The organism is Streptomyces sp. NPDC051136 (assembly GCF_044455745.1).
GTDB lineage: Bacteria > Actinomycetota > Actinomycetes > Streptomycetales > Streptomycetaceae > Streptomyces.
This window is the reverse complement of record NZ_JBITFE010000002.1, coordinates 291,577-310,286: the sequence shown is the minus strand read 5'-3', so window position 1 is coordinate 310,286 and position 18,710 is coordinate 291,577. Positions and strand designations below refer to the sequence as shown.

15 protein-coding genes are annotated in these 18,710 nt (G+C 73.1%); 7 read left to right on the top strand and 8 right to left on the bottom strand.

The features are described from left to right. The first annotated feature begins 80 nt into the window (after positions 1–80). Together ACIBCJ_RS06980 and rbsD are read left to right on the top strand one after the other, a co-directional pair. A complete protein-coding gene (locus ACIBCJ_RS06980; protein WP_365979054.1) occupies positions 81–986 on the top strand; it encodes a ribokinase in 906 nt (301 codons plus the stop codon). Next, entirely contained in the window at positions 983–1,372 is a 390-nt protein-coding gene (gene rbsD / locus ACIBCJ_RS06975; RefSeq protein ID WP_362503816.1) for a D-ribose pyranase, read from the top strand. The genes ACIBCJ_RS06980 and rbsD overlap by 4 nt, the downstream gene beginning before the upstream one ends. 215 nt (positions 1,373–1,587) lie before the next feature. Here rbsD and ACIBCJ_RS06970 read toward each other — a convergent pair whose 3' ends face one another. Genes ACIBCJ_RS06970 through ACIBCJ_RS06960 form a run of 3 tightly spaced genes read right to left on the bottom strand, consistent with a single transcriptional unit; the run spans position 1,588 to position 4,759 of the window. Next, a complete protein-coding gene (locus ACIBCJ_RS06970; protein WP_365979053.1) occupies positions 1,588–2,454 on the bottom strand; it encodes a sugar phosphate isomerase/epimerase family protein in 867 nt (288 codons plus the stop codon). Further along, positions 2,451–3,611 (bottom strand): dihydrodipicolinate synthase family protein, encoded by a 1,161-nt coding sequence (locus ACIBCJ_RS06965; RefSeq protein ID WP_362094887.1) that lies wholly within the window; start codon positions 3,609–3,611, stop codon positions 2,451–2,453. The genes ACIBCJ_RS06970 and ACIBCJ_RS06965 overlap by 4 nt, the downstream gene beginning before the upstream one ends. Next, positions 3,608–4,759 (bottom strand): Gfo/Idh/MocA family oxidoreductase, encoded by a 1,152-nt coding sequence (locus ACIBCJ_RS06960; protein WP_362094884.1) that lies wholly within the window; start codon positions 4,757–4,759, stop codon positions 3,608–3,610. Before ACIBCJ_RS06960 ends, ACIBCJ_RS06965 begins: the two co-directional genes overlap by 4 nt. A 228-nt stretch (positions 4,760–4,987) precedes the next feature. On the opposite strand from ACIBCJ_RS06960, the gene ACIBCJ_RS06955 reads away from it, so the two are divergent. Beyond that, the gene (locus tag ACIBCJ_RS06955; protein ID WP_365979052.1) at positions 4,988–6,055 is read left to right on the top strand and encodes a LacI family DNA-binding transcriptional regulator; all 1,068 of its coding nucleotides are present in this window, start codon (positions 4,988–4,990) and stop codon (positions 6,053–6,055) included. 309 nt (positions 6,056–6,364) lie between these two features. Beyond that, on the top strand, positions 6,365–7,165 hold the full coding sequence (locus tag ACIBCJ_RS06950; RefSeq protein WP_365979051.1) for a sugar phosphate isomerase/epimerase family protein: 801 nt from the start codon (positions 6,365–6,367) through the stop codon (positions 7,163–7,165). Here the strand turns inward: ACIBCJ_RS06950 and ACIBCJ_RS06945 are convergent. Then, on the bottom strand, positions 7,149–7,796 hold the full coding sequence (locus tag ACIBCJ_RS06945; RefSeq protein WP_365979050.1) for a GNAT family protein: 648 nt from the start codon (positions 7,794–7,796) through the stop codon (positions 7,149–7,151). The two genes, ACIBCJ_RS06950 and ACIBCJ_RS06945, sit on opposite strands and share 17 nt — an antisense overlap. Next, positions 7,793–8,731 (bottom strand): EamA family transporter, encoded by a 939-nt coding sequence (locus ACIBCJ_RS06940; protein WP_362094872.1) that lies wholly within the window; start codon positions 8,729–8,731, stop codon positions 7,793–7,795. The genes ACIBCJ_RS06945 and ACIBCJ_RS06940 overlap by 4 nt, the downstream gene beginning before the upstream one ends. A 102-nt stretch (positions 8,732–8,833) precedes the next feature. Between ACIBCJ_RS06940 and ACIBCJ_RS06935 the strand changes: the two genes are divergently transcribed. Further along, positions 8,834–9,775 (top strand): LysR family transcriptional regulator, encoded by a 942-nt coding sequence (locus ACIBCJ_RS06935; RefSeq protein WP_362503804.1) that lies wholly within the window; start codon positions 8,834–8,836, stop codon positions 9,773–9,775. A gap of 189 nt (positions 9,776–9,964) precedes the next feature. Next, positions 9,965–11,812, top strand: a complete 1,848-nt coding sequence (locus ACIBCJ_RS06930) for a glycoside hydrolase family 3 protein (RefSeq protein ID WP_365979049.1) — start codon at positions 9,965–9,967, stop codon at positions 11,810–11,812. An 89-nt stretch (positions 11,813–11,901) separates the two neighbouring features. Here the strand turns inward: ACIBCJ_RS06930 and ACIBCJ_RS06925 are convergent, their stop codons facing one another. From ACIBCJ_RS06925 to ACIBCJ_RS06915, 3 genes are all read right to left on the bottom strand, one after another. After that, positions 11,902–13,326: a S28 family serine protease gene (locus tag ACIBCJ_RS06925; protein ID WP_362094863.1), complete on the bottom strand. Its 1,425-nt coding sequence runs from the start codon at positions 13,324–13,326 to the stop codon at positions 11,902–11,904. Positions 13,327–13,390: 64 nt separating this feature from the next. Further along, on the bottom strand, positions 13,391–13,783 hold the full coding sequence (locus ACIBCJ_RS06920; protein ID WP_362094860.1) for a hypothetical protein: 393 nt from the start codon (positions 13,781–13,783) through the stop codon (positions 13,391–13,393). Between the two features lie 87 nt (positions 13,784–13,870). Beyond that, positions 13,871–17,611, bottom strand: coding sequence for an ABC transporter ATP-binding protein (locus ACIBCJ_RS06915; RefSeq protein ID WP_362503794.1), 3,741 nt, complete (start codon positions 17,609–17,611; stop codon positions 13,871–13,873). Positions 17,612–17,883: 272 nt separating this feature from the next. Here ACIBCJ_RS06915 and ACIBCJ_RS06910 point away from each other — a divergent pair, with 272 nt between their 5' ends. Further along, entirely contained in the window at positions 17,884–18,699 is an 816-nt protein-coding gene (locus tag ACIBCJ_RS06910; RefSeq protein WP_365979048.1) for an endonuclease, read from the top strand. Positions 18,700–18,710: the final 11 nt, after the last annotated feature.

The window sequence follows — 18,710 nt, the reverse complement described above, 5'->3', positions numbered from 1 at the left end:
GCGGTCACGGCGGCCGTCCGCCCGCCCCGTCCTGATTCACCCGCTCGATTCATTCGGTGCATGCGATCGGAGAACGACTGATGTACGACTACGACCTGCTGGTCGTGGGGTCGGCCAACGCCGACCTGGTGATCGGCGTCGAGCGGCGGCCCGGGGCCGGTGAGACGGTGCTCGGCTCCGACCTGGCCGTCCATCCGGGCGGCAAGGGCGGCAACCAGGCCGTCGCCGCCGCCCGGCTCGGTGCCCGCACCGCCCTGCTGGCCCGGGTCGGCGACGACGCGCACGGCCGGCTGCTGCTCGACGCGCAGCGAGCGGCCGGCGTCGACACGGTCGGTGTCCTGGTGGGCGGCGCCCCGACCGGGGTCGCGCTGATCACCGTCGACCCGTCCGGGGACAACAGCATCGTGGTCTCGCCGGGCGCCAACGGGCGGCTGGGGCCGGGCGACGTGCGCGCCGCGGCCAGCCTGTTCCACGCCTCCCGGGTGGTCTCCACGCAGTTGGAGATCCCGCTGGAGACGGTCGTGGAGGTCGTCCGCTCCCTCGCGCCGGACAGCCGCTTCGTGCTGAACCCGTCGCCGCCGAGGCCGCTTCCGCAGGAGGTGCTGGCGGCCTGCGACCCGCTGATCGTCAACGAGCACGAGGCGAAGGTCGTCCTCGGCGACGCCTGCGTGAGCGAACGCCCGGAGGACTGGGCCGCGCTGCTGCTGGCCAAGGGCCCGCGCTCGGTGGTGGTGACCCTGGGCGCCGAGGGCGCGCTGGTGGCCTCGGCGGCCGGGGGCGTGACCCGGGTGCCGTCCGTGAAGGTGGACGCCGTGGACACGACCGGCGCCGGTGACGCGTTCACCGCGGCACTGGCCTGGCGGCTCGGCACCGGCGAGTCGCTCGCCGAAGCGGCGGCGTACGCGGCCCGGGTGGGCGCGGCGGCGGTCACCAAGGCGGGGGCGCAGGAGTCCTATCCGACGGCGGCGGAGGCCGAGGCGCTGTGAAGAAGGCGGGGATACTCAACCGGCAGCTCGCGGGCGCCCTCGCCGGACTCGGCCACGGCGACGGGGTCCTGGTGTGCGACGCGGGCATGCCCGTCCCCGACGGGCCGCGCGTCGTCGACCTGGCCTTCCGGGCCGGGGTGCCGTCGTTCGCGGAGGTGCTGGACGGTCTGCTCGGCGAGCTGGTCGTCGAGGGTGCGACGGCGGCGACGGAGGTCCGGGAGGCCAACGCGGAGTGCGCCGCGCTGCTCGACGGGCTCTTTCCGGCCCTCGCCCTCGTCCCGCACGAACGGCTGAAGGAACTGGCTGCGGGCGCCCGGCTGATCGTGCGCACCGGGGAGGCCCGGCCGTACGCCAACGTGCTGCTGCGGTGCGGGGTCTTCTTCTGACGGCCGCCCGTCGCGGACCGCCCGTCGCCCGCAGCCCGTCGCGGCCCGCTCTCGGGACACCCGGCGGCGTTTGAGGGGGCCCGGTCGTCGACCGGGCCCCCTCGGGTTTCCCCTCCCCTTCGGAACTCCGGGATTTCCCCCCCGGGTACCCCCACGGGAGTTCCGATGCCCAGTACGACCAGCGGACCCCCGGGAGGGTTGCACGGTCGCCGGAATTATTTTCCGGGGTCCGTGTCCGCCGGTGCGTCACCGGCGTGCGCGGCGAACCGGGCCGCCGTCTCGGCCAGCACCTCCCGCCCGTCCCGGGCCCACAGCCCCTCGTTGAACAGCTCGACCTCGATCGGGCCGGTGTACCCGGCCGCCTCGACGTACGCCTTCCACTCGCGCATGTCGATCGCGCCGTCGCCGATCTGGCCGCGGCCGTTGAGGACGCCCTCGGGCAGGGGGGTGGTCCAGTCGGCGAGCTGGAAGGTGTGGATGCGCCCGCCCGCACCGGCCCGCGCGATCTGCTCGGGGGCCCGGTCGTCCCACCAGATGTGGTACGTGTCGACGGTGACGCCGACCTGGTGGGCCGGGAAGCGTTCGGCGAGGTCCAGCGCCTGGGTGAGGGTGGAGACCACGCAGCGGTCGGCGGCGTACATGGGGTGCAGCGGTTCGATGGCCAGGCGTACGCCGTGCTGTTCGGCGTACGGTGCCAGCTCCGCCAGCGCGTCCGCGATGCGTTCCCGGGCGGCGCGCAGGTCCTTTTCGCCGGCCGGCAGGCCGCCCGAGACCAGGACCAGGGTGTCGGTGCCGAGGGCGGCGGCCTCGTCGACGGCGCGGCGGTTGTCGGCCAGGGCCGCGGCCCGCTCCCCGGGGTCGGTCGCCGTGAGGAAGCCGCCGCGGCACAGGGTGGTGACCCGCAGGCCCGCGTCCCGGACGAGCTTCGCGGCCGCCTCCACGCCGTAGGCCTGCACCGGCTCGCGCCACAGGCCGACGTTGCCGACGCCCAGGTCGCGGCAGGCGGCGGTCAGTTCGGGCAGCGAGAGCTGCTTGACCGTCATCTGGTTGATGCTGAAGCGGGTCAGGTCAGGGTCACTCATCGGTTCACTCCGTACAGCGCGAGCAGGTTCCGCATGCGCTCCTCGGCGAGCTTCGGGTCCGGGAACAGGCCGAGGCCGTCGGCGAGTTCGTAGGCGCGGGCGAAGTGCGGCAGGGAGCGCGCCGACTGGAGGCCGCCGACCATGGTGAAGTGGCTCTGGTGGCCGGCCAGCCAGGCCAGGAGGACCACGCCCGTCTTGTAGTAGCGGGTGGGGGCCTGGAAGAGGTGCCGGGAGAGTTCGACCGTGGGGTCGAGGAGCGCGCGGAAACCGTCGGTGTCCCCGGTGTCGAGGACGCGGACCGCCTCGGCGGCCAGCGGGCCCAGCGGGTCGAAGATGCCGAGCAGGGCGTGGCTGAAGCCCTGGTCGTCGCCCGCGATCAGCTCGGGGTAGTGGAAGTCGTCGCCGGTGTAGCAGCGCACGCCCTGGGGGAGACGGCGGCGCAGGGCGACCTCGCGCCCGGCGTCCAGGAGGGAGACCTTGATGCCGTCGACCTTGTCGGGGTGGGCGGCGATGACCTCCAGGAAGGTGCCGGTCGCCGCGTCCAGGTCGGCGGAGCCCCAGTAGCCCTCCAGGGCCGGGTCGAACATCGGGCCCAGCCAGTGCAGGATCACCGGCTCGGCGGCCTGGCGCAGGAGGTGGCCGTAGACCTCCAGGTAGTCGTCCGGGGTCCGCGCGGTGGCGGCGAGGGCGCGGGAGGCCATCAGGATCGACCGGGCGCCCGACTCCTCGACGACGGCCAGTTGTTCCTCGTACGCCGTGCGGACGTCGGCGAGGGTGGTGCCGGCGGTCGCGGTCAGCTGGTCCGTGCCCACGCCGCAGGCGATGCGGCCGCCGGCCGCCTTCGCCTCGGCGGCGGAGCGGCGGATCAGCTCGGCCGCCGTGGGCCAGTCCAGGCCCATGCCCCGCTGTGCGGTGTCCATCGCCTCGGCGACGCCCAGCCCGTGCGACCACAGGTGGCGGCGGAAGGCGAGGGTGGCGTCCCAGTCGACGGCGGCGGGCGCGTCGGGGGTGGTGTCCGCGTACGGGTCGGCCACGACGTGCGCGGCCGAGAAGACCGTACGGGAGGTGAAAGCGCTTCCCGGGGAAAGCGTCAGCGGCTCGGTGCGGGGTTCGTAGGCGCGCAGGGTGCCGTCGGGGCCCGGCAGGTGGAGGGTCACAGTCCGATCTCCGGTACGTCGAGGCGGCGGCCCTCCGCGGAGGACTTCAGGCCCAGCTCGGCGAGCTGGACGCCGCGCGCGCCGGCCAGCAGGTCCCAGTGGTAGGGGGCGTCGGCGTAGACGTGCTTGAGGAACAGCTCCCACTGCGCCTTGAAGCCGTTGTCGAACTCCCCGTTGTCGGGCACCTCCTGCCACTGGTCGCGGAAGACCTCGGTGGCGGGGATGTCCGGGTTCCACACCGGCTTCGGGGTGGCCGAGCGGTGCTGGACGCGGCAGCGCCGCAGGCCCGCGACGGCGGAGCCCTCGGTGCCGTCGACCTGGAACTCGACCAGCTCGTCCCGGTGCACGCGGACCGCCCAGGAGGAGTTGATCTGCGCGATCGCGCCGCCGTCGAGCTCGAAGACGCCGTACGCGGCGTCGTCGGCGGTGGCGTCGTAGGGCTTGCCCTTCTCGTCCCAGCGCTCGGGGACGTGGGTGGCGGTGAGGGCCTGGACGGACTTCACCCGGCCGAACAGCTCGTGCAGGACGTACTCCCAGTGCGGGAACATGTCGACGACGATGCCGCCGCCGTCCTCGGCGCGGTAGTTCCAGGACGGGCGCTGCGCCTCCTGCCAGTCGCCCTCGAAGACCCAGTAGCCGAACTCGCCGCGCACGGACAGGATCCGGCCGAAGAAGCCGCCGTCGATCAGGCGCTTGAGCTTGAGCAGGCCGGGGAGGAAGAGCTTGTCCTGGACGACGCCGTGCTTGACGCCCTTGTCCCGGGCCAGGCGGGCGAGTGCGAGGGCGCCGTCGAGGCCGGTGGCGGTGGGCTTCTCGGTGTAGATGTGCTTGCCCGCGGCGATCGCCTTCGTGAGCGCCTCCTCGCGGGCCGAGGTCACCTGGGCGTCGAAGTAGATCTCGACGCCGTCGTCGGCCAGTACCGCGTCCAGGTCCGTGGAGACGTGCTCCAGCCCGTGCCGCTCGGCCAGCGCCCGCAGCGCGTGCTCGCGGCGGCCGACCAGGACCGGCTCCGGCCACAGCACGGTGCCGTCGCCGAGGTCGAGGCCGCCCTGTTCGCGCAGCGCCAGGATGGAGCGGACCAGGTGCTGGCGGTAGCCCATGCGCCCGGTCACACCGTTCATGGCGATACGCACCGTCTTGCGTGTCACGTCATTCCCTTCGTACGAGCCATGCCGCGAGCCGCGGATCGAGCCCGAGCCGTACAGCAAGCGCTTTCTATACAGAACGAAGCTAGCCTGTGGACGGTGGTCCGGACAAGACCGCGGTTCGGGTGGGGTTCGGGTGAGTTGTTCGAGGGGACGTACGGCGGCGGGCGGTGGCCGTAGGGTCACCCGGTACGGCGTTCGGCTCACACGCGCGATGCGGAGGACGAGGACATGACGGTGACACTGGCGGACGTGGCGGCCCGCGCCCAGGTCTCCCCCGCGACGGTGTCGCGCGTGCTGAACGGGAACTACCCCGTGGCCGCGTCCACCCGGGAGCGGGTGCTCAAGGCGGTCGACGAACTGGACTACGTGCTCAACGGCCCCGCGAGCGCGCTGGCCGCGGCCACCTCCGACCTGGTGGGCATCCTCGTCAACGACATCGCCGACCCGTTCTTCGGCATCATGGCCGGCGCCGTCCAGTCCGAGATCGGCGGTCCCGGCGGCAGAGCGGGCGGCGAGAGACTCGCCGTGGTCTGCAACACCGGCGGCACCCCGGAGCGCGAGCTGACCTACCTCACGCTGCTCCAACGGCAGCGGGCGGCGGCCGTGGTGCTGACCGGCGGGGCGATGGAGGACGGGGTCCACCAGGCCGCGGTGGCGGCGAAGCTGCGCAGGCTCACGGAGGCCGGGACCCGGGTGGTGCTGTGCGGGCGGCCGCCGGCGCCGGACACCGGGGCGATCGCGCTCACCTTCGACAACCGCGGGGGCGGGCGGGAGCTGACCGAGCACCTGATCGGCCTCGGGCACCGGCGGCTCGGCTACATCGCGGGTCCCGAGGAACGGACCACGACCCGGCACCGGCTGGAGGGGCACCGCACCGCGCTCGCCGCGCACGGCATCGAGGAGGACCCCCGCTGGACGGTCCACGGCCGCTACGACCGGCAGGCGGGCTACGAGGCCACGCTTGAACTGCTGCGCAGGGACCCCTCGTTGACCGCGGTCGTCGCCGCGAACGACACGGTCGCGCTGGGCGCGTGCGCGGCGCTGCGCGACTCGGGGCTGCGGATCCCGGACGACGTGTCCGTGGCCGGCTTCGACGACCTGCCGTTCAGCATCGACGCGGTGCCCGCGCTGACGACGGTGCGGCTGCCGCTGGCGGAGGCGGGAGCGCGGGCGGGGCGGGTCGCGATGGGGCGGGAGGAGGCGCCGGCGGGCGGGATCGCCACGGTGCGGGGGGAGTTGCTGGTGCGGGGGTCCTCCGGACGGCCGCGGGGGTCCTCCGGACGGTCGCGGGGGTGAGACGGGACGTTGGTCGTCGCGGTGGGCCCGCGTCGGGGTGGCCGTTCTGGGGGCTGCGCCCCCAGACCCCCCTTCGGCCCTGAACGGGCCTCGTCCTCAAACGCCGGACGGGCTGAGATGCCGGCCCGCGTTGCCGTGCGGACGGACTGGGATGCCGGTCTGCGTTGCCGTGCAGACGGACTGGGATGCCGGCCCGCGTTGCCGTGCGGGCGGGCTGGGAGTGTCGGCCTGCGTTGCCGTGTGATCGGACTGGATTCACCGGTCCGCGTCGACCGGTAAAACATGTGATCGCGGGTACGCTCCGTGGGCATGAAGCTGGCGTTCTCCACTCTCGGTGTTCCCGGACTGCCCCTGGCCGACGTGCTGGGGCTCGCGACCGCGCACGGTTACCACGGTGTCGAGTTGCGCGCCCATCCCGAGGAACCGGTCCATCCGGGCCTCGGTCCCGACGAACGGGCGGCGGTGGCCGCCGAGTTCAAGGCGGCCGGTGTCGAACCGCTCGGTGTGGCCGGGTACGTGCGGGTCGCCGCGCCCGGTGACGACGACGCCGTGATCGCCGAGGTGCGGGGCCTGCTGGACCTCGCCCACGACCTCGGCGCCCCCTACGTCCGGGTCTTCCCCGGCGGCGGCACCGACCAGAGCGCCGAGGAGGCCGACGCGGTGGCCGCCCGGCGGCTGGGCACGGCCGCCGAGTACGCCACCGGACTCGGCGTGCGCATCCTGCTGGAGACCCACGACTCGCACCGCACGGGCGCCGACGCGATGCGCGTCCTCGGGCTGGTCGGGCACCGGCAGGTCGGCGCCCTGTGGGACGTGATGCACACCTGGCTGGGCGGGGAGCAGCCCACGGAGTCGTACGCGGCGCTCTCCCCGCACCTGGGCTACGTGCAGGTCAAGGACATCGCCTCCGCCGAGGACACCACGCCGCTGGCGCTGGGCGCCGGGGTACTGCCGCTCACCGAGGTGGTGGACGTGCTGTCCCGGCACGGCTGGGACGGCTGGCTGTGCTGGGAGTACGAGAAGCGGTGGTACGAGGCCGCCGCGCCGCTCCCCGACCTGCTCGCGCGGGGACGCGAACACCTCGCCCGGCTGCTCAGCGACGCGGCGTAGGCACCGGCGGCACCGCTCCCGAGCGCACCCGGCTCTCCAGCCGCTCCCGGCACCGCGGCCACTCGGCCGACGTGACCGAGTAGATCGCGGAGTCGCGCAGCCTGCCCTCCTCCCCCGGCACCGAGGAGCGGGACCAGTTGCGCAGGACGCCCTCGAAGCGGGCGCCGGTCTTCTCGATCGCGGCGCGGGAGCGCCGGTTGCGGGCGTCGGTCTTGAGGTCGACGCGGGACACGCCCCAGACCTCGAAGGCGTGGCGGAACAGGAGGAGCTTGGCCTCGGCGTTCACGCCCGTGCCCTGCGCGGAGCGGGCCAGCCAGGTGAAGCCGACCTCGACGGCGTCGAGCGCGTCGTCGGTGAGCCAGGAGCGGGGCTCCCAGTAGGAGGTGGCACCCACGGCGCGGCCGGTGGCGAGGGAGACCTGCGCGTAGGGCGCCAGCCATCCGGTGGCCGCCCTGGCCAGCTGGGCGTCGATGTAGGCGCCGACCTCGCCGGCCTCCGGGACCCAGGTGAACGCGTAGGTGGCGCGGTCCTCCTGCGCCGCCGCCTCGAGGTCGGCCGCGTGCTGATGCCCCAGCGGCTCCAGTCGCACCAGGGTGCCTGCGAGGACCGGGGCGTTCAGAGTGAAGGTCACCCGACGGATTCTTCAGCCGGGGCGGGGAGGCGTCCAGCGAATTCCGGGGAGGTGCGGACGACCGTCCCCCGCCGCCGCCTGCGGGCGGGGGTGAGCGTGGTCAGGGCCACCCCGCCCACCAGAAGGGCCGCGGCGCACCAGCGCAGCGGGGTCACCGCCTCGCCCAGGAAGAGGGCCGCCGAGGACATGCCGAAGACCGGGACCAGGAGCGAGAACGGCGCCACCGTCGAGGCGGGGTGACGGCGCAGCAGCCAGCCCCAGGCGCCGAAGCCGAAGACGGTCGAGACCCAGGCGACGAAGAGGATGGTGCCCGCCCCCTGCCAGTCCAGGGCGCGCAGCGCCGCGAGGTCCTCGCCGGGGCCCTCGGTGAGCAGGGAGAGTGCCAGCAGGGGCAGCACGGGGACGGTGGAGACCCACACCATGAAGTTCAGGGCGTCGGGCGGGGACGCCTTGCGCGTCAGGACGTTGGACACGCCCCACGCCGCCGCCGCGCCGATCACCATCAGGAACGCGCCCAGCGGGCCCGAGGTGCCCTCGTCGACCGCCGCCACCGCGATGCCGGACAGCGCGACCAGCATGCCCAGCACCTGGACGCGGGAGGGGCGTTCACGCAGCACCACGGCCGCGATCACCGCGGTGAACACCGCCTGGATCTGAAGGACCAGGGAGGACAGTCCGGCCGGCATGCCCGCGTCCATGCCCACGAAGACCAGGCCGAACTTGGCCACGCCCAGGACCAGTCCCACCGCCACGATCCACTTCCAGGCCACCTTGGGGCGGCCCACCAGGAAGACGGCGGGCAGCGCGGCGGCCAGGAAGCGCAGGGCGGAGAAGAGGAGCGGCGGGAAGTGGTCGAGGCCGATCTCGATGACCGTGAAGTTCACGCCCCAGACGGCGGCGACGAGCACGGCGAGGACGAGGTGGGAAGGTCGCATGCGTCGAGGATCAACCCGAAGGACCGTGTAGCACCAGCGATGATTTCTGCATGGTTGGATGAAGCATCGCTGTCCTTTCCTCGTCCCCCACAGGGAGCCGACATGCTCGACCTCCAGCGTCTGCGTGCCCTGCACGCCGTGTCCGTGCACGGGACGGTCGGCGCGGCCGCGGCGGCGCTCGGCTTCACCCCGTCCGCCGTGTCGCAGCAGATCGCCAAGCTGGAGCGGGAGACCAGGACGGTGCTCCTGGAACGAGAGGGCCGCGGGGTGCGGCTCACCGACGACGCCTGGCACCTGGTCGACGCGGCCACGGAGCTGCTGGCCCTCGTGGAGCGGGCGGAGACCCGGCTGGAGGAGCGGCGCGGAGTGCCCTCGGGGCGGCTGACCATCGCCGCGTTCGCGTCGGCCGCGCGCGGGCTGCTGCCGTCCGTCCTGGCCGACCTTGCGGTGCGCCACCCCGCGCTCGACGCGCGGCTCACCGAGGTCGACCCGCACCTGTCCGTGGACCTGGTGGCCAAGGGTGCCGTCGACCTGGTGGTGGCGCACGACTGGGACATCGCCCCGCTGCCGGCGCCGGCCGGGGTGGAGCAGGCACCGATCGGCGAGGACCTGTGCGACCTGCTGGTGCCCGAGGGGCACCGCCTCGCGGGGAGGACCGCCGTGAAGCGCGCGGAGCTGGGCGGGGAGCGGTGGATCTGCCAGCCGCCCGGGCGGGTGTGCCACGACTGGCTGCTGCGGACGCTGCGGGGTGCCGGTCACGAGCCGGACATCGTGCACCAGGCGGACGAGAACCCGACGCTCGTCGCGCTGGTCGCGGCCGGTCTCGGCATCGCCCTCATCCCCCGGCTGGGGCGTGGCCCGCTGCCGGCGGGGGTGGTGGAGGTGCCGCTCGACCCGATGCCGGTACGGCGGCTGTACGCGCTGTGGCGCACGGGCGCGGCGCGCCGCCCGGCGATCGCGGAGACGGTCCGTACGCTGCGGGCCCGCTGGCCGGACGCCTCGGCCCACGGCACCCCGGCGCCCGGGGCCGTGGCCTCCCTCTGACCCCAGCTCCGCCCCGACCCGGGCGGGACGGGGCGGGGCGGAGCAGGCGCCATCCACGCGCTCGGCCGCGGCGCCGGGGCCCGTCCGCCGCCCGGGCGACTCGTGTGCTGTCCCTTGACTGGCGAAAACTTCCCGGATATTGGTGACTCCTTGGCAGTTTCCTTCAGCAGCCCTCCGGAAGGAGCGCACGTGCACCACAGCAGCACGGCCGGCCCGGGAAGCACCGCACAGCCCTCCAGACGTACCGTCCTCACCGCCACCGCGGTCGTCACCGCGGCTCTCGCGGCCGGGGGCGGCACGGCGTACGCCGACGCCCGCAGGCCCGACGACGACAAGCTCCGCGGCCTCATCTCCCGGATGACGCTGGAGGAGAAGGTCGGTCAGCTCTTCGTCATGCGGGTCTACGGCCACTCCGCGACCGATCCCGACCAGGCGGACGTCGACGCCAACCTGGAGGAGATCGGCGTCCGCACCGCGGCCGAGCTGATCGCCCGGTACCGGGTCGGCGGCATCATCTACTTCGCGTGGGCGCACAACACCCGCGACCCGCAGCAGATCGCCGACCTGTCCAACGGCATCCAGAAGGCGTCCCTGGAGCAGGCGCGCGGCCTCCCGGTGCTGATCTCCACGGACCAGGAGCACGGGATAGTGGCCCGCGTGGGCGCTCCCGCCACCCTCTTCCCGGGCGCGATGGCCGTCGGGGCGAGCGGGTCGCGCTCCGACGCCCGCACCCTCGGCCGGATCGCGGGTGCCGAGCTGCGCGCGCTGGGCATCCGTCAGGACTACGCCCCCGACGCCGACGTGAACGTGAACCCGGCCAACCCGGTGATCGGCGTGCGGTCCTTCGGCGCCGACCCGGAGGCGGTGGCGGAGCTGGTGGCCGCCGAGGTGACGGGGTACCAGCGCTCGGGGGTCGCCGCCTGTGCCAAGCACTTCCCCGGGCACGGCGACACCGCCACCGACAGCCACACCGGCTTCCCGGTCATCACCCACACCCGCGAGCAGTGGGAGAAGCTGGACGCACCGCCCTTCCGCGCCGCGATCGAGGCGGGCATCGACGCCATCATGACCGCCCACCTGATGGTGCCCGCGCTCGACGACTCCGGCGACCCGGCGACGCTGTCCCGTCCCATCCTCACCGGCATCCTGCGCGAGGAGCTGGGCTACGACGGGGTGGTGGTCACCGACTCCCTCGGCATGGAGGGCGTACGGACGAAGTACGGCGACGAGCGGGTGCCGGTGCTGGCGCTGAAGGCGGGCGTGGACCAGTTGCTCAACCCGCCCGACCTGCCGCTCGCCTGGAACGCCGTCCTGACGGCCGTACGGGAGGGTGAACTCACCGAGGCGCGGCTCGACGAATCGATCCTGCGCGTGCTGCGGCTGAAGGCCAAGCTGGGGCTGTTCCGGGACGCGTACACCACGCGCCGGGACGTGGACCGGACCGTCGGCACCCGGGCGCACCTGGCCGCGGCCGACCGGATCGCCGAGCGGTCCACCACGCTGCTGGTCAACGAGGGCCCGCTGCTGCCGCTTTCACGCCGCAGGCACCCCAGGCTGCTGGTCGTGGGCGCCGATCCGGCCTCGCCGTCGGGCACGACCGGGCCGCCCACCGGTGTCCTCGCGCAGGCGTTGACGGAGCTGGGCTTCACGGCCACCGCCCTGTCCACCGGGACCGCGCCCTCCGCCGCCGTCGTCGAGCGCGCCGTCGCGGCGGCCGGGGACGCCGACGCGGTGGTCGTCGCCACGTACAACGTGACCGCGGGCAGCAGCCAGCGCACCCTGGTCACGCGGCTCTCGGAGACCGGGAAGCCGGTCGTCGCGGTCGCCGTCCGCAATCCGTACGACGTGGCCCAGCTCCCGGGAGTCCCCGCCGTACTCGCCGCGTACTCCTGGACCGACGTGGAGGTGCGGGCGGCGGCCCGGGTGATCGCCGGACGGGTGCGGCCGCGCGGGAAGCTGCCGGTGCCGGTGGTGCGCGCGGACGATCCGCAGACGGTGCTCTTCCCGGTGGGGCACGGGCTGACCTACCGGTCGTAGCCGGTCACGGCCGCCCGCCGGGCGGGGAGGGCAAGGTGCCCGGCCGCTCGCAGCGGCCGGGCACCGTCGTCACGCCCCGGCGGGGGGCGTCACGGGCGCAGCGCCGGCTCGCGCTCGACGTCCCGCTTGTCCAGCCTCGCGTCGAACGCTGCCAGCGGCCTGGCCGCCGACGGGTTCTCCTGGACCTTGGCGGGGGCGACGCCCGCCCAGTCCAGGATGCGGGCGGTGGCGAGGGCCTTCTGGTCGGGGACCAGACCGGCCACGTTCGCGCCGTGGTTCATGCCGGGCGCGGTGAGGACGTAGCTGTCCCGCGCGCCGTGGCCGAGGCGGAAGCGCTCGGCGCCCCACGGGTCGTTCTCGCCGTACACGAACAGCATCTGCCGGGCGTTGTGCTTCACCCACGTGTCGACGTCCCGCATCGCCCACGGCTCGAACTTCATCGGGATCGAGCGGGGCACGAAGTTGCGCGGCGGCTGGTAGCCGTAGCGGACGTACTTCTTCTCGATGTGCGGGAAGTGGATCGTGGGCGCGCCCAGCTGGGTGCCCGCCTGGTAGTAGTACGGCGTGTACGTCTCCAGGCCCTGGTCGGTGTAGGCGGAGAAGCCGGAGATGGTGTCGACGGAGTCCCAGATCGCGTCGTCGGTGGCGTTCTTCGCGTCGGCCGGGATGTCGGCGCAGTCGGCAAGGGTGCTGTACTGCCAGAAGCCCCAGACGTAGTCGAGGACGACGGCCTCGTAGGCGCGGTCGAGGCTGCCGATGGTGTCGAAGGTGTAACCGTTGTCGGCCGCGTACGCCGCGTACTTCTTCTCCAGCGGCGCCCGGCGCACCAGCGCCTCGCGCTGCACGCCGTTCAGCTTGTCGCGGCACTCCTCGGTGCCGACGCGGGCGAAGAAGCGGTCGTAGGCCGAGTCCTCCTTGTTCACCACGTCGTTGGGGGCGACGTAGGCGACGACGCCGTCCATGTCACGCGGGTAGAAGCGCTCGTAGTAGGTGGCGGTCATGCCGCCCTTGGAGCCGCCGGTGGAGATCCAGTTCTCGGCGTAGAGCGGCTTCAGGGCCTGGAAGATGCGGTGCTGGTCGCTGGCGGCCTGCCAGATGTCCAGCTTGGACCAGTCGGCCGGCGCAGGCCGGGACGGGGTGAAGTAGCGGTACTCCATGGAGACCTGGTTGCCGTCGACGATCTGGGTCGGCTCGCGGCGGCTGGGGGTCGTGGAGACGTTGTAGCCGCCGGTGTAGAAGACCGTCGGCCGGTTCACGTCCTTGTGCAGCACGGTGATCCGCTGCTGGAACGTGCCCTTGGACGGGTGCCGGTGGTCCACCGGCTGGGTGTAGTTGAGGACGAAGAAGCGGTAGCCGGTGTACGGCTTCTCCTCGATCAGGCTCATGCCCGGTATGGACAGCAGCCGGTCCTTGATGTCGACGGCCTTCGGCTCGGCGGCGGTGGCCGCGCCCGCCGTGCTGACGGTGCCTATGAGCACCACGAGCGCCAGCAGCCATCTGAGCGCCTTGCGCATGCACCCTCCCTGTGAAACGGATGTTCGCCGGAAGCTATCGGAGCCGGTCCCGCGAACACCAGGGTCAGCAGAGGATCCAGCCGGAACTGACCGCGCTCCCGGACACCTTGCCGGTCACCCACACACAGCGCTTCCCGGCGTGCACGGTCACCGGTCCGGCCAGCCGGGCGAACCGGCCCGAGTCCACGACGGCCCGGCCGCCCCGCGCCCGCACGCCGACGGACATCTGCCGCTTCGCGCCGGGCTTCTTGGGGACGGTGACGGCGCAGACGTAACCGCCCCGCTTGTGGACGAGGACGGAGCCGGTGGCGAAGTGCAGCGTGCGCACCGCGCGGCCCGGGCATCCCGTGGCGGCCCGCGCCTCCTGCGGCAGCGCGACGCCGAGCAGCGCGGCCGCGCTCAGCACGGCCGTGCCGAGCGCCAGCCGACGGCGGGTTGCGGCACCGGCCCGGCCCACTGCGGTCCCCCTCCGTAGGGCGATCACTGACGACGTACTCAGGTACGGACGCACGGCCGGTGTCGAATGGTTGCGCGAACGACGGGCTCAGCGCGCCGCGCCGACCGGCTCCTCCGGCTCGGGGGCGCCGACGAAGGTCCGCCACAGCCGCGCGTACCGCCCGTCCAGGGCCAGCAGTTCGTCGTGCGTGCCGTCCTCCGCGACCCGTCCGCCGTCCATGACGACGACCCGGTCCGCGCGGGCGGCCGTGGTGAGCCGGTGCGCGACCACGAGTGTCGTACGGCGGCCCGCGACGCGGTCGGTGGCCTGGTTGACCTGTGCCTCGGTGGCCAGGTCCAGGGCCGCCGTCGCCTCGTCGAGGAGCAGCACGTCCGGGTCGACCAGCTCGGCACGGGCCAGCGCGATCAGCTGCCGCTGGCCCGCGGAGAGGTTGCGGCCCCGCTCGGCGACCTCGTGGAGGTAGCCGCCGGCGAGCGTGGCGATCATCTCGTGCGCGCCGACGGCCCGCGCCGCCGCCTCCACCTCGGCGTCGGTGGCGTCCGGCCGGCCGTAGGCGATGGCGTCGCGAACCGTGCCGGGGAAGAGGTACGCCTCCTGCGGGACGACGCCGAGCCGGTGCCGGTAGGAGGTGAGGTCGAGGGCGCGCAGGTCGTGCCCGTCTACGGTGACCCGGCCGCCGGTCGGGTCGTAGAACCGGGCCACCAGCTTCACCAGGGTCGACTTGCCCGCGCCGGTCTCACCGACGAAGGCGACGGTCTGCCCGGCCGGGATGCGCAGGTCGATGCCGCTCAGCGCGGTCTCCGCGGCGTCCTCGCCGCCGTAGCTGAAGTGCACGTCCTCGAAGGCGATCTCACCGCGCAGCGAGGTCACCTCGGACGGCTTCTCGGCGGCGCGGGTCGAGGTCGGCTCCCGCAGCAGTTCCTGGATGCGGCCCAGCGAGACGGACGCCTGCTGGTAGCCGTCGAAGACCTGGGAGAGCTGCTGGACCGGCGCGAAGAACAGGTCGATGTACAGCAGGTACGCCACCAGCGCGCCGGTCGTCAGGGTGGCGTCGTCGATCCGCCCGCCGCCCACGACCAGTACGGCCGCGGCGGCCGCCGAGGACAGCAGCTGCACGAACGGGAAGTAGATCGAGATCAGCCACTGTCCGCGGATGCGGGCCTGCCGGTAGCTGTCGCTGCGCTCGGCGAACCGGCGCCCGCCGTCGTGCTCGCGCCGGAAGGCCTGCACGATCCGCAGGCCCGCCACCGACTCCTGGAGGTCGGCGTTGACCGTGGACACCCGCTCGCGGGCCAGTTCGTACGCCTTGACGCTCGCCTTGCGGAAGAAGTACGTGGCGATGATCAGCGGTGGCATGGTCGCGAAGACGATCAGGGCGAGCTGTACGTCGATCACCAGCAGGGCGACCATGATGCCGAAGAAGGTGACGACCGAGACGAACGCGGTGACGAGGCCCGTCTGCAGGAACGTGGACAGCGCGTCCACGTCCGTCGTCATCCGGGTCATGATCCGGCCGGTCAGCTCGCGTTCGTAGTAGTCGAGGCCGAGCCTCTGGAGCTGGGCGAAGATCTTCAGCCGCAGCGAGTACAGGATCCGCTCGCCGGTCCGGCCGGTCATGCGGATCTCGCCGGTCTGCGCCGCCCACTGGGCGAGGACGGCGAGCAGTCCGAGCAGTGAGGACGCCCACACCGCGCCGAGGGCCACCTGGGTGACGCCGTCGTCGATGCCGTTGCGGATCAGCACCGGCAGCAGCAGGCCCATGCCCGCGTCCACGGCCACCAGGGCGAGGCTGATCAGCAGCGGGGTGCGGAAGCCGCGCAGCAGACGCCGCAGACCGTACGACGCCTCGGGCCGCACCGCCCGGGTCTCGTCGATGTCCGGGGTGCCGTCGGCCGGGGGCAGCGCGTCGACCTGGGCGAGCAGCTCCGGGGTGGCGGGGGTGCCGGCGAGCGCGGTGTCCTTGGGCGCGCGGTCACCGGTCCACAGCCGGGGCGTGACCCCGCGCTCGGCGTCGAACTCGGCGTCCAGCTCGTCCCGTACGGAGGTGTCCTCCGCCTTCTCGGCGGGGCGCGTGTGGCCGGGCGAGACGCCGCCCAGCTCGTCGGGGTCGGTGAGCAGGCGGCGGTAGAGGGCGGACCGCTCCTGGAGCTCCTCGTGGGTGCCGAGGTCGGCGAGCCGGCCCCGGTCGAGGACGGCGATGCGGTCGGCGAGGCCGAGGGTGGAGCGGCGGTGGGCGATGAGGAGCGTGGTGCGGCCCCGCATGACCTGCTTCAGCGCCTCGTGGATCTCGTGCTCCACGCGGGCGTCCACGGCGGAGGTGGCGTCGTCGAGGACGAGCAGCCGGGGGTCGGTGAGGATCGCCCGGGCGAGCGCGACGCGCTGGCGCTGGCCGCCGGAGAGGGTCAGCCCGTGCTCGCCGACGGTCGTGCCGTAGCCCTCGGGCAGCTCGGTGATGAACCCGTGGGCCTGTGCGGCCCGCGCGGCGGCCTCGATCTCCTCGTCGGTGGCGTCCGGGCGGCCGTAGGCGATGTTGGCGCGGACGGTGTCGGAGAAGAGGAAGGAGTCCTCGGGCACCAGCCCCACGGCGGCCCGCAGCGAGTCGAGGGTCAGCTCGCGCACGTCGTGGCCGCCGACGAGGACGGCGCCGCGCGTCACGTCGTAGAAGCGTGGCAGGAGCAGCGAGACGGTGGACTTGCCGGACCCGGAGGAGCCGACGACGGCGAGGGTCTCACCGGCGCGGATCTCGAAGGAGAGCCCGTCGAGGACCGGCCGCGGCTCCCCGTCGCCCGTGTCGTAGCCGAAGGCGACGTCGTCGAACTCGACGGTCGCGGGCGCGTCGGCCGGCAGCGTCTTGGTGCCGTCCTCGATGGCCGGCTCGGTGTCGATCAGCTCAAGGACCCGCTCGGTGCCCGCGCGGGCCTGCTGGCCGACGGTGAGCACCATGGCGAGCATGCGGACGGGACCGACCAGCTGGGCGAGGTAGGTGGAGAAGGCGACGAAGGTGCCGAGGGTGATGTGCCCGCGCACCGCCAGCCAGCCGCCGAGGGCGAGCATGGCCACCTGCCCGAGCGCGGGGACCGCCTGGAGGGCCGGGGTGTAGGTGGCGTTCAGCTTGATGGTGCGCAGCCGTCCGGCGAAGAGCCTGCGTCCGACCTCCCGGAGCTTCCCGGTCTCCTGCTCCTCCTGCCCGAAGCCCTTGACCACGCGTACGCCGCTCACCGAGCCGTCGACCACCCCGGCGACGGCGGCGGCCTGCGCCTGCGCGTACCAGGTGGCGGGGTGCAGCCGGGTGCGGCTGCGGCGGGCGATGAACCAGAGCGCGGGCGCGACGGCCAGCGCGACCAGGGTGAGCGGCAGGGAGAGCCACGCCATGATCACGAGGGAGATCAGGAAGAGCAGGACGTTCCCGATGGTCATCGGGAGCATGAAGAGCAGGCCCTGGATCAGCTGGAGGTCGCTGGTGGCCCGCCCGACCACCTGCCCCGTGGACAGCTCGTCCTGCCGCCTGCCGTCCAGCCGGGTGATCGTCCCGTACATGTCCGTGCGCAGGTCGTGCTGGACGTCGAGGGCGAGCCGGCCGCCGTAGTAGCGGCGCACGTAGGTCAGGCCGTACACGGCGAGCGCGGCGCCGATCAGGAGACCGGCCCACACGGCCATGTCCCTGGTCTTGTCGCCGATCACGTCGTCGATGATCACCTTGGTGATCAGCGGGACGAAGGCCATGACGGCCATGCCGCCCAGTGACGACCCCAGGGCGAGGACGACGTCCTTGGGATACCGCCAGGCGTACCCCGCCAGTCGTCGCACCCAGCCCCGTTGCGCGTCCACGCCGTGCCCTCCGGTCGGTCGTCCTGCTCACCTGATCTACCGGAAGGCACCAACACGGGCGAGCGGGGATTTCATCCCGCCGCAACAATCGGCCGGGTGATCGGCGCCGGGCAGGGCGGGGTGGCCGGGCCGTACGGCTGTGCGGGTCACGGGTCGTACCGGCGTACGGTCACCGTCACGCAATCACCACGCCGCGTACACTCCACCTACTACATGTCCATGTCACGCTCGGTCTACCGCACAACTCCACACGCGTAGATCGGACACCCCACATGCTCGCGATACGCATCCGCCGCCGGAAGGCGGCGGCCCTCGCCTCGGCCGTACTCGCCGTACTCGCCACCCCCGCCCTGGCGGCGAGCCCGGCCACGGCGACCACGGCGACGGCGTCGAACACGGACTACGACGCGACGTACTACAAGGACGCGATCGGCAAGACGGGCACGAACCTCAAGTCGTCCCTCCACACGATCATCAGCGACCAGACGAAGGTCTCGTACGCGGCGGTCTGGGACGCGCTCAAGGCCACCGACGAGGACCCGGACAACAGCGGCAACGTGATCCTGCTCTACTCCGGCGTCTCCCGCAGCAAGTCGCTCAACGGCGGTGACACCGGCGACTGGAACCGCGAGCACACGTGGGCCAAGTCCCACGGCGACTTCGGCACCGCCACCGGCCCCGGCACCGACCTGCACCACCTGCGCCCCTCGGACGTGGGGGTCAACAGCATCCGCGGCAACAAGGACTTCGACAACGGCGGCAGCGCGGTCAGCGGGGGCGGCGGCAGCCTCACCGACTCCGACTCCTTCGAACCGCGCGACGCCGTCAAGGGCGACGTGGCCCGCATGATCTTCTACATGGCGGTCCGCTACGAGGGCGGCGACGGCTTCCCCGACCTGGAGGTCAACGGCCAGGTCGGCAACGGCAGCAACCCGTACATCGGCAAGCTCTCGGTGCTGAAGACCTGGAACGACGAGGACCCGCCGGACGCCTTCGAGGAGCACCGCAACCAGGTCGTCTACGACGACTACCAGCACAACCGCAACCCGTTCATCGACCACCCGGAGTGGGTGGAGTCGATCTGGTAGGGGGTCGGGCG

Bases quoted from the DNA above. Each gene is read 5' to 3' on its own strand.
- ACIBCJ_RS06980 (WP_365979054.1), top strand. From the start codon at position 81: ATGTACGACTACGACCTGCTGGTCGTGGGGTCGGCCAACGCCGACCTG.
- ACIBCJ_RS06970 (WP_365979053.1), bottom strand. From the start codon at position 2,454: ATGAGTGACCCTGACCTGACCCGCTTCAGCATCAACCAGATGACGGTC.
- ACIBCJ_RS06955 (WP_365979052.1), top strand. From the start codon at position 4,988: ATGACGGTGACACTGGCGGACGTGGCGGCCCGCGCCCAGGTCTCCCCC.
- ACIBCJ_RS06950 (WP_365979051.1), top strand. From the start codon at position 6,365: ATGAAGCTGGCGTTCTCCACTCTCGGTGTTCCCGGACTGCCCCTGGCC.
- ACIBCJ_RS06940 (WP_362094872.1), bottom strand. From the start codon at position 8,731: ATGCGACCTTCCCACCTCGTCCTCGCCGTGCTCGTCGCCGCCGTCTGG.
- ACIBCJ_RS06935 (WP_362503804.1), top strand. From the start codon at position 8,834: ATGCTCGACCTCCAGCGTCTGCGTGCCCTGCACGCCGTGTCCGTGCAC.
- ACIBCJ_RS06925 (WP_362094863.1), bottom strand. From the start codon at position 13,326: ATGCGCAAGGCGCTCAGATGGCTGCTGGCGCTCGTGGTGCTCATAGGC.
- ACIBCJ_RS06910 (WP_365979048.1), top strand. From the start codon at position 17,884: ATGCTCGCGATACGCATCCGCCGCCGGAAGGCGGCGGCCCTCGCCTCG.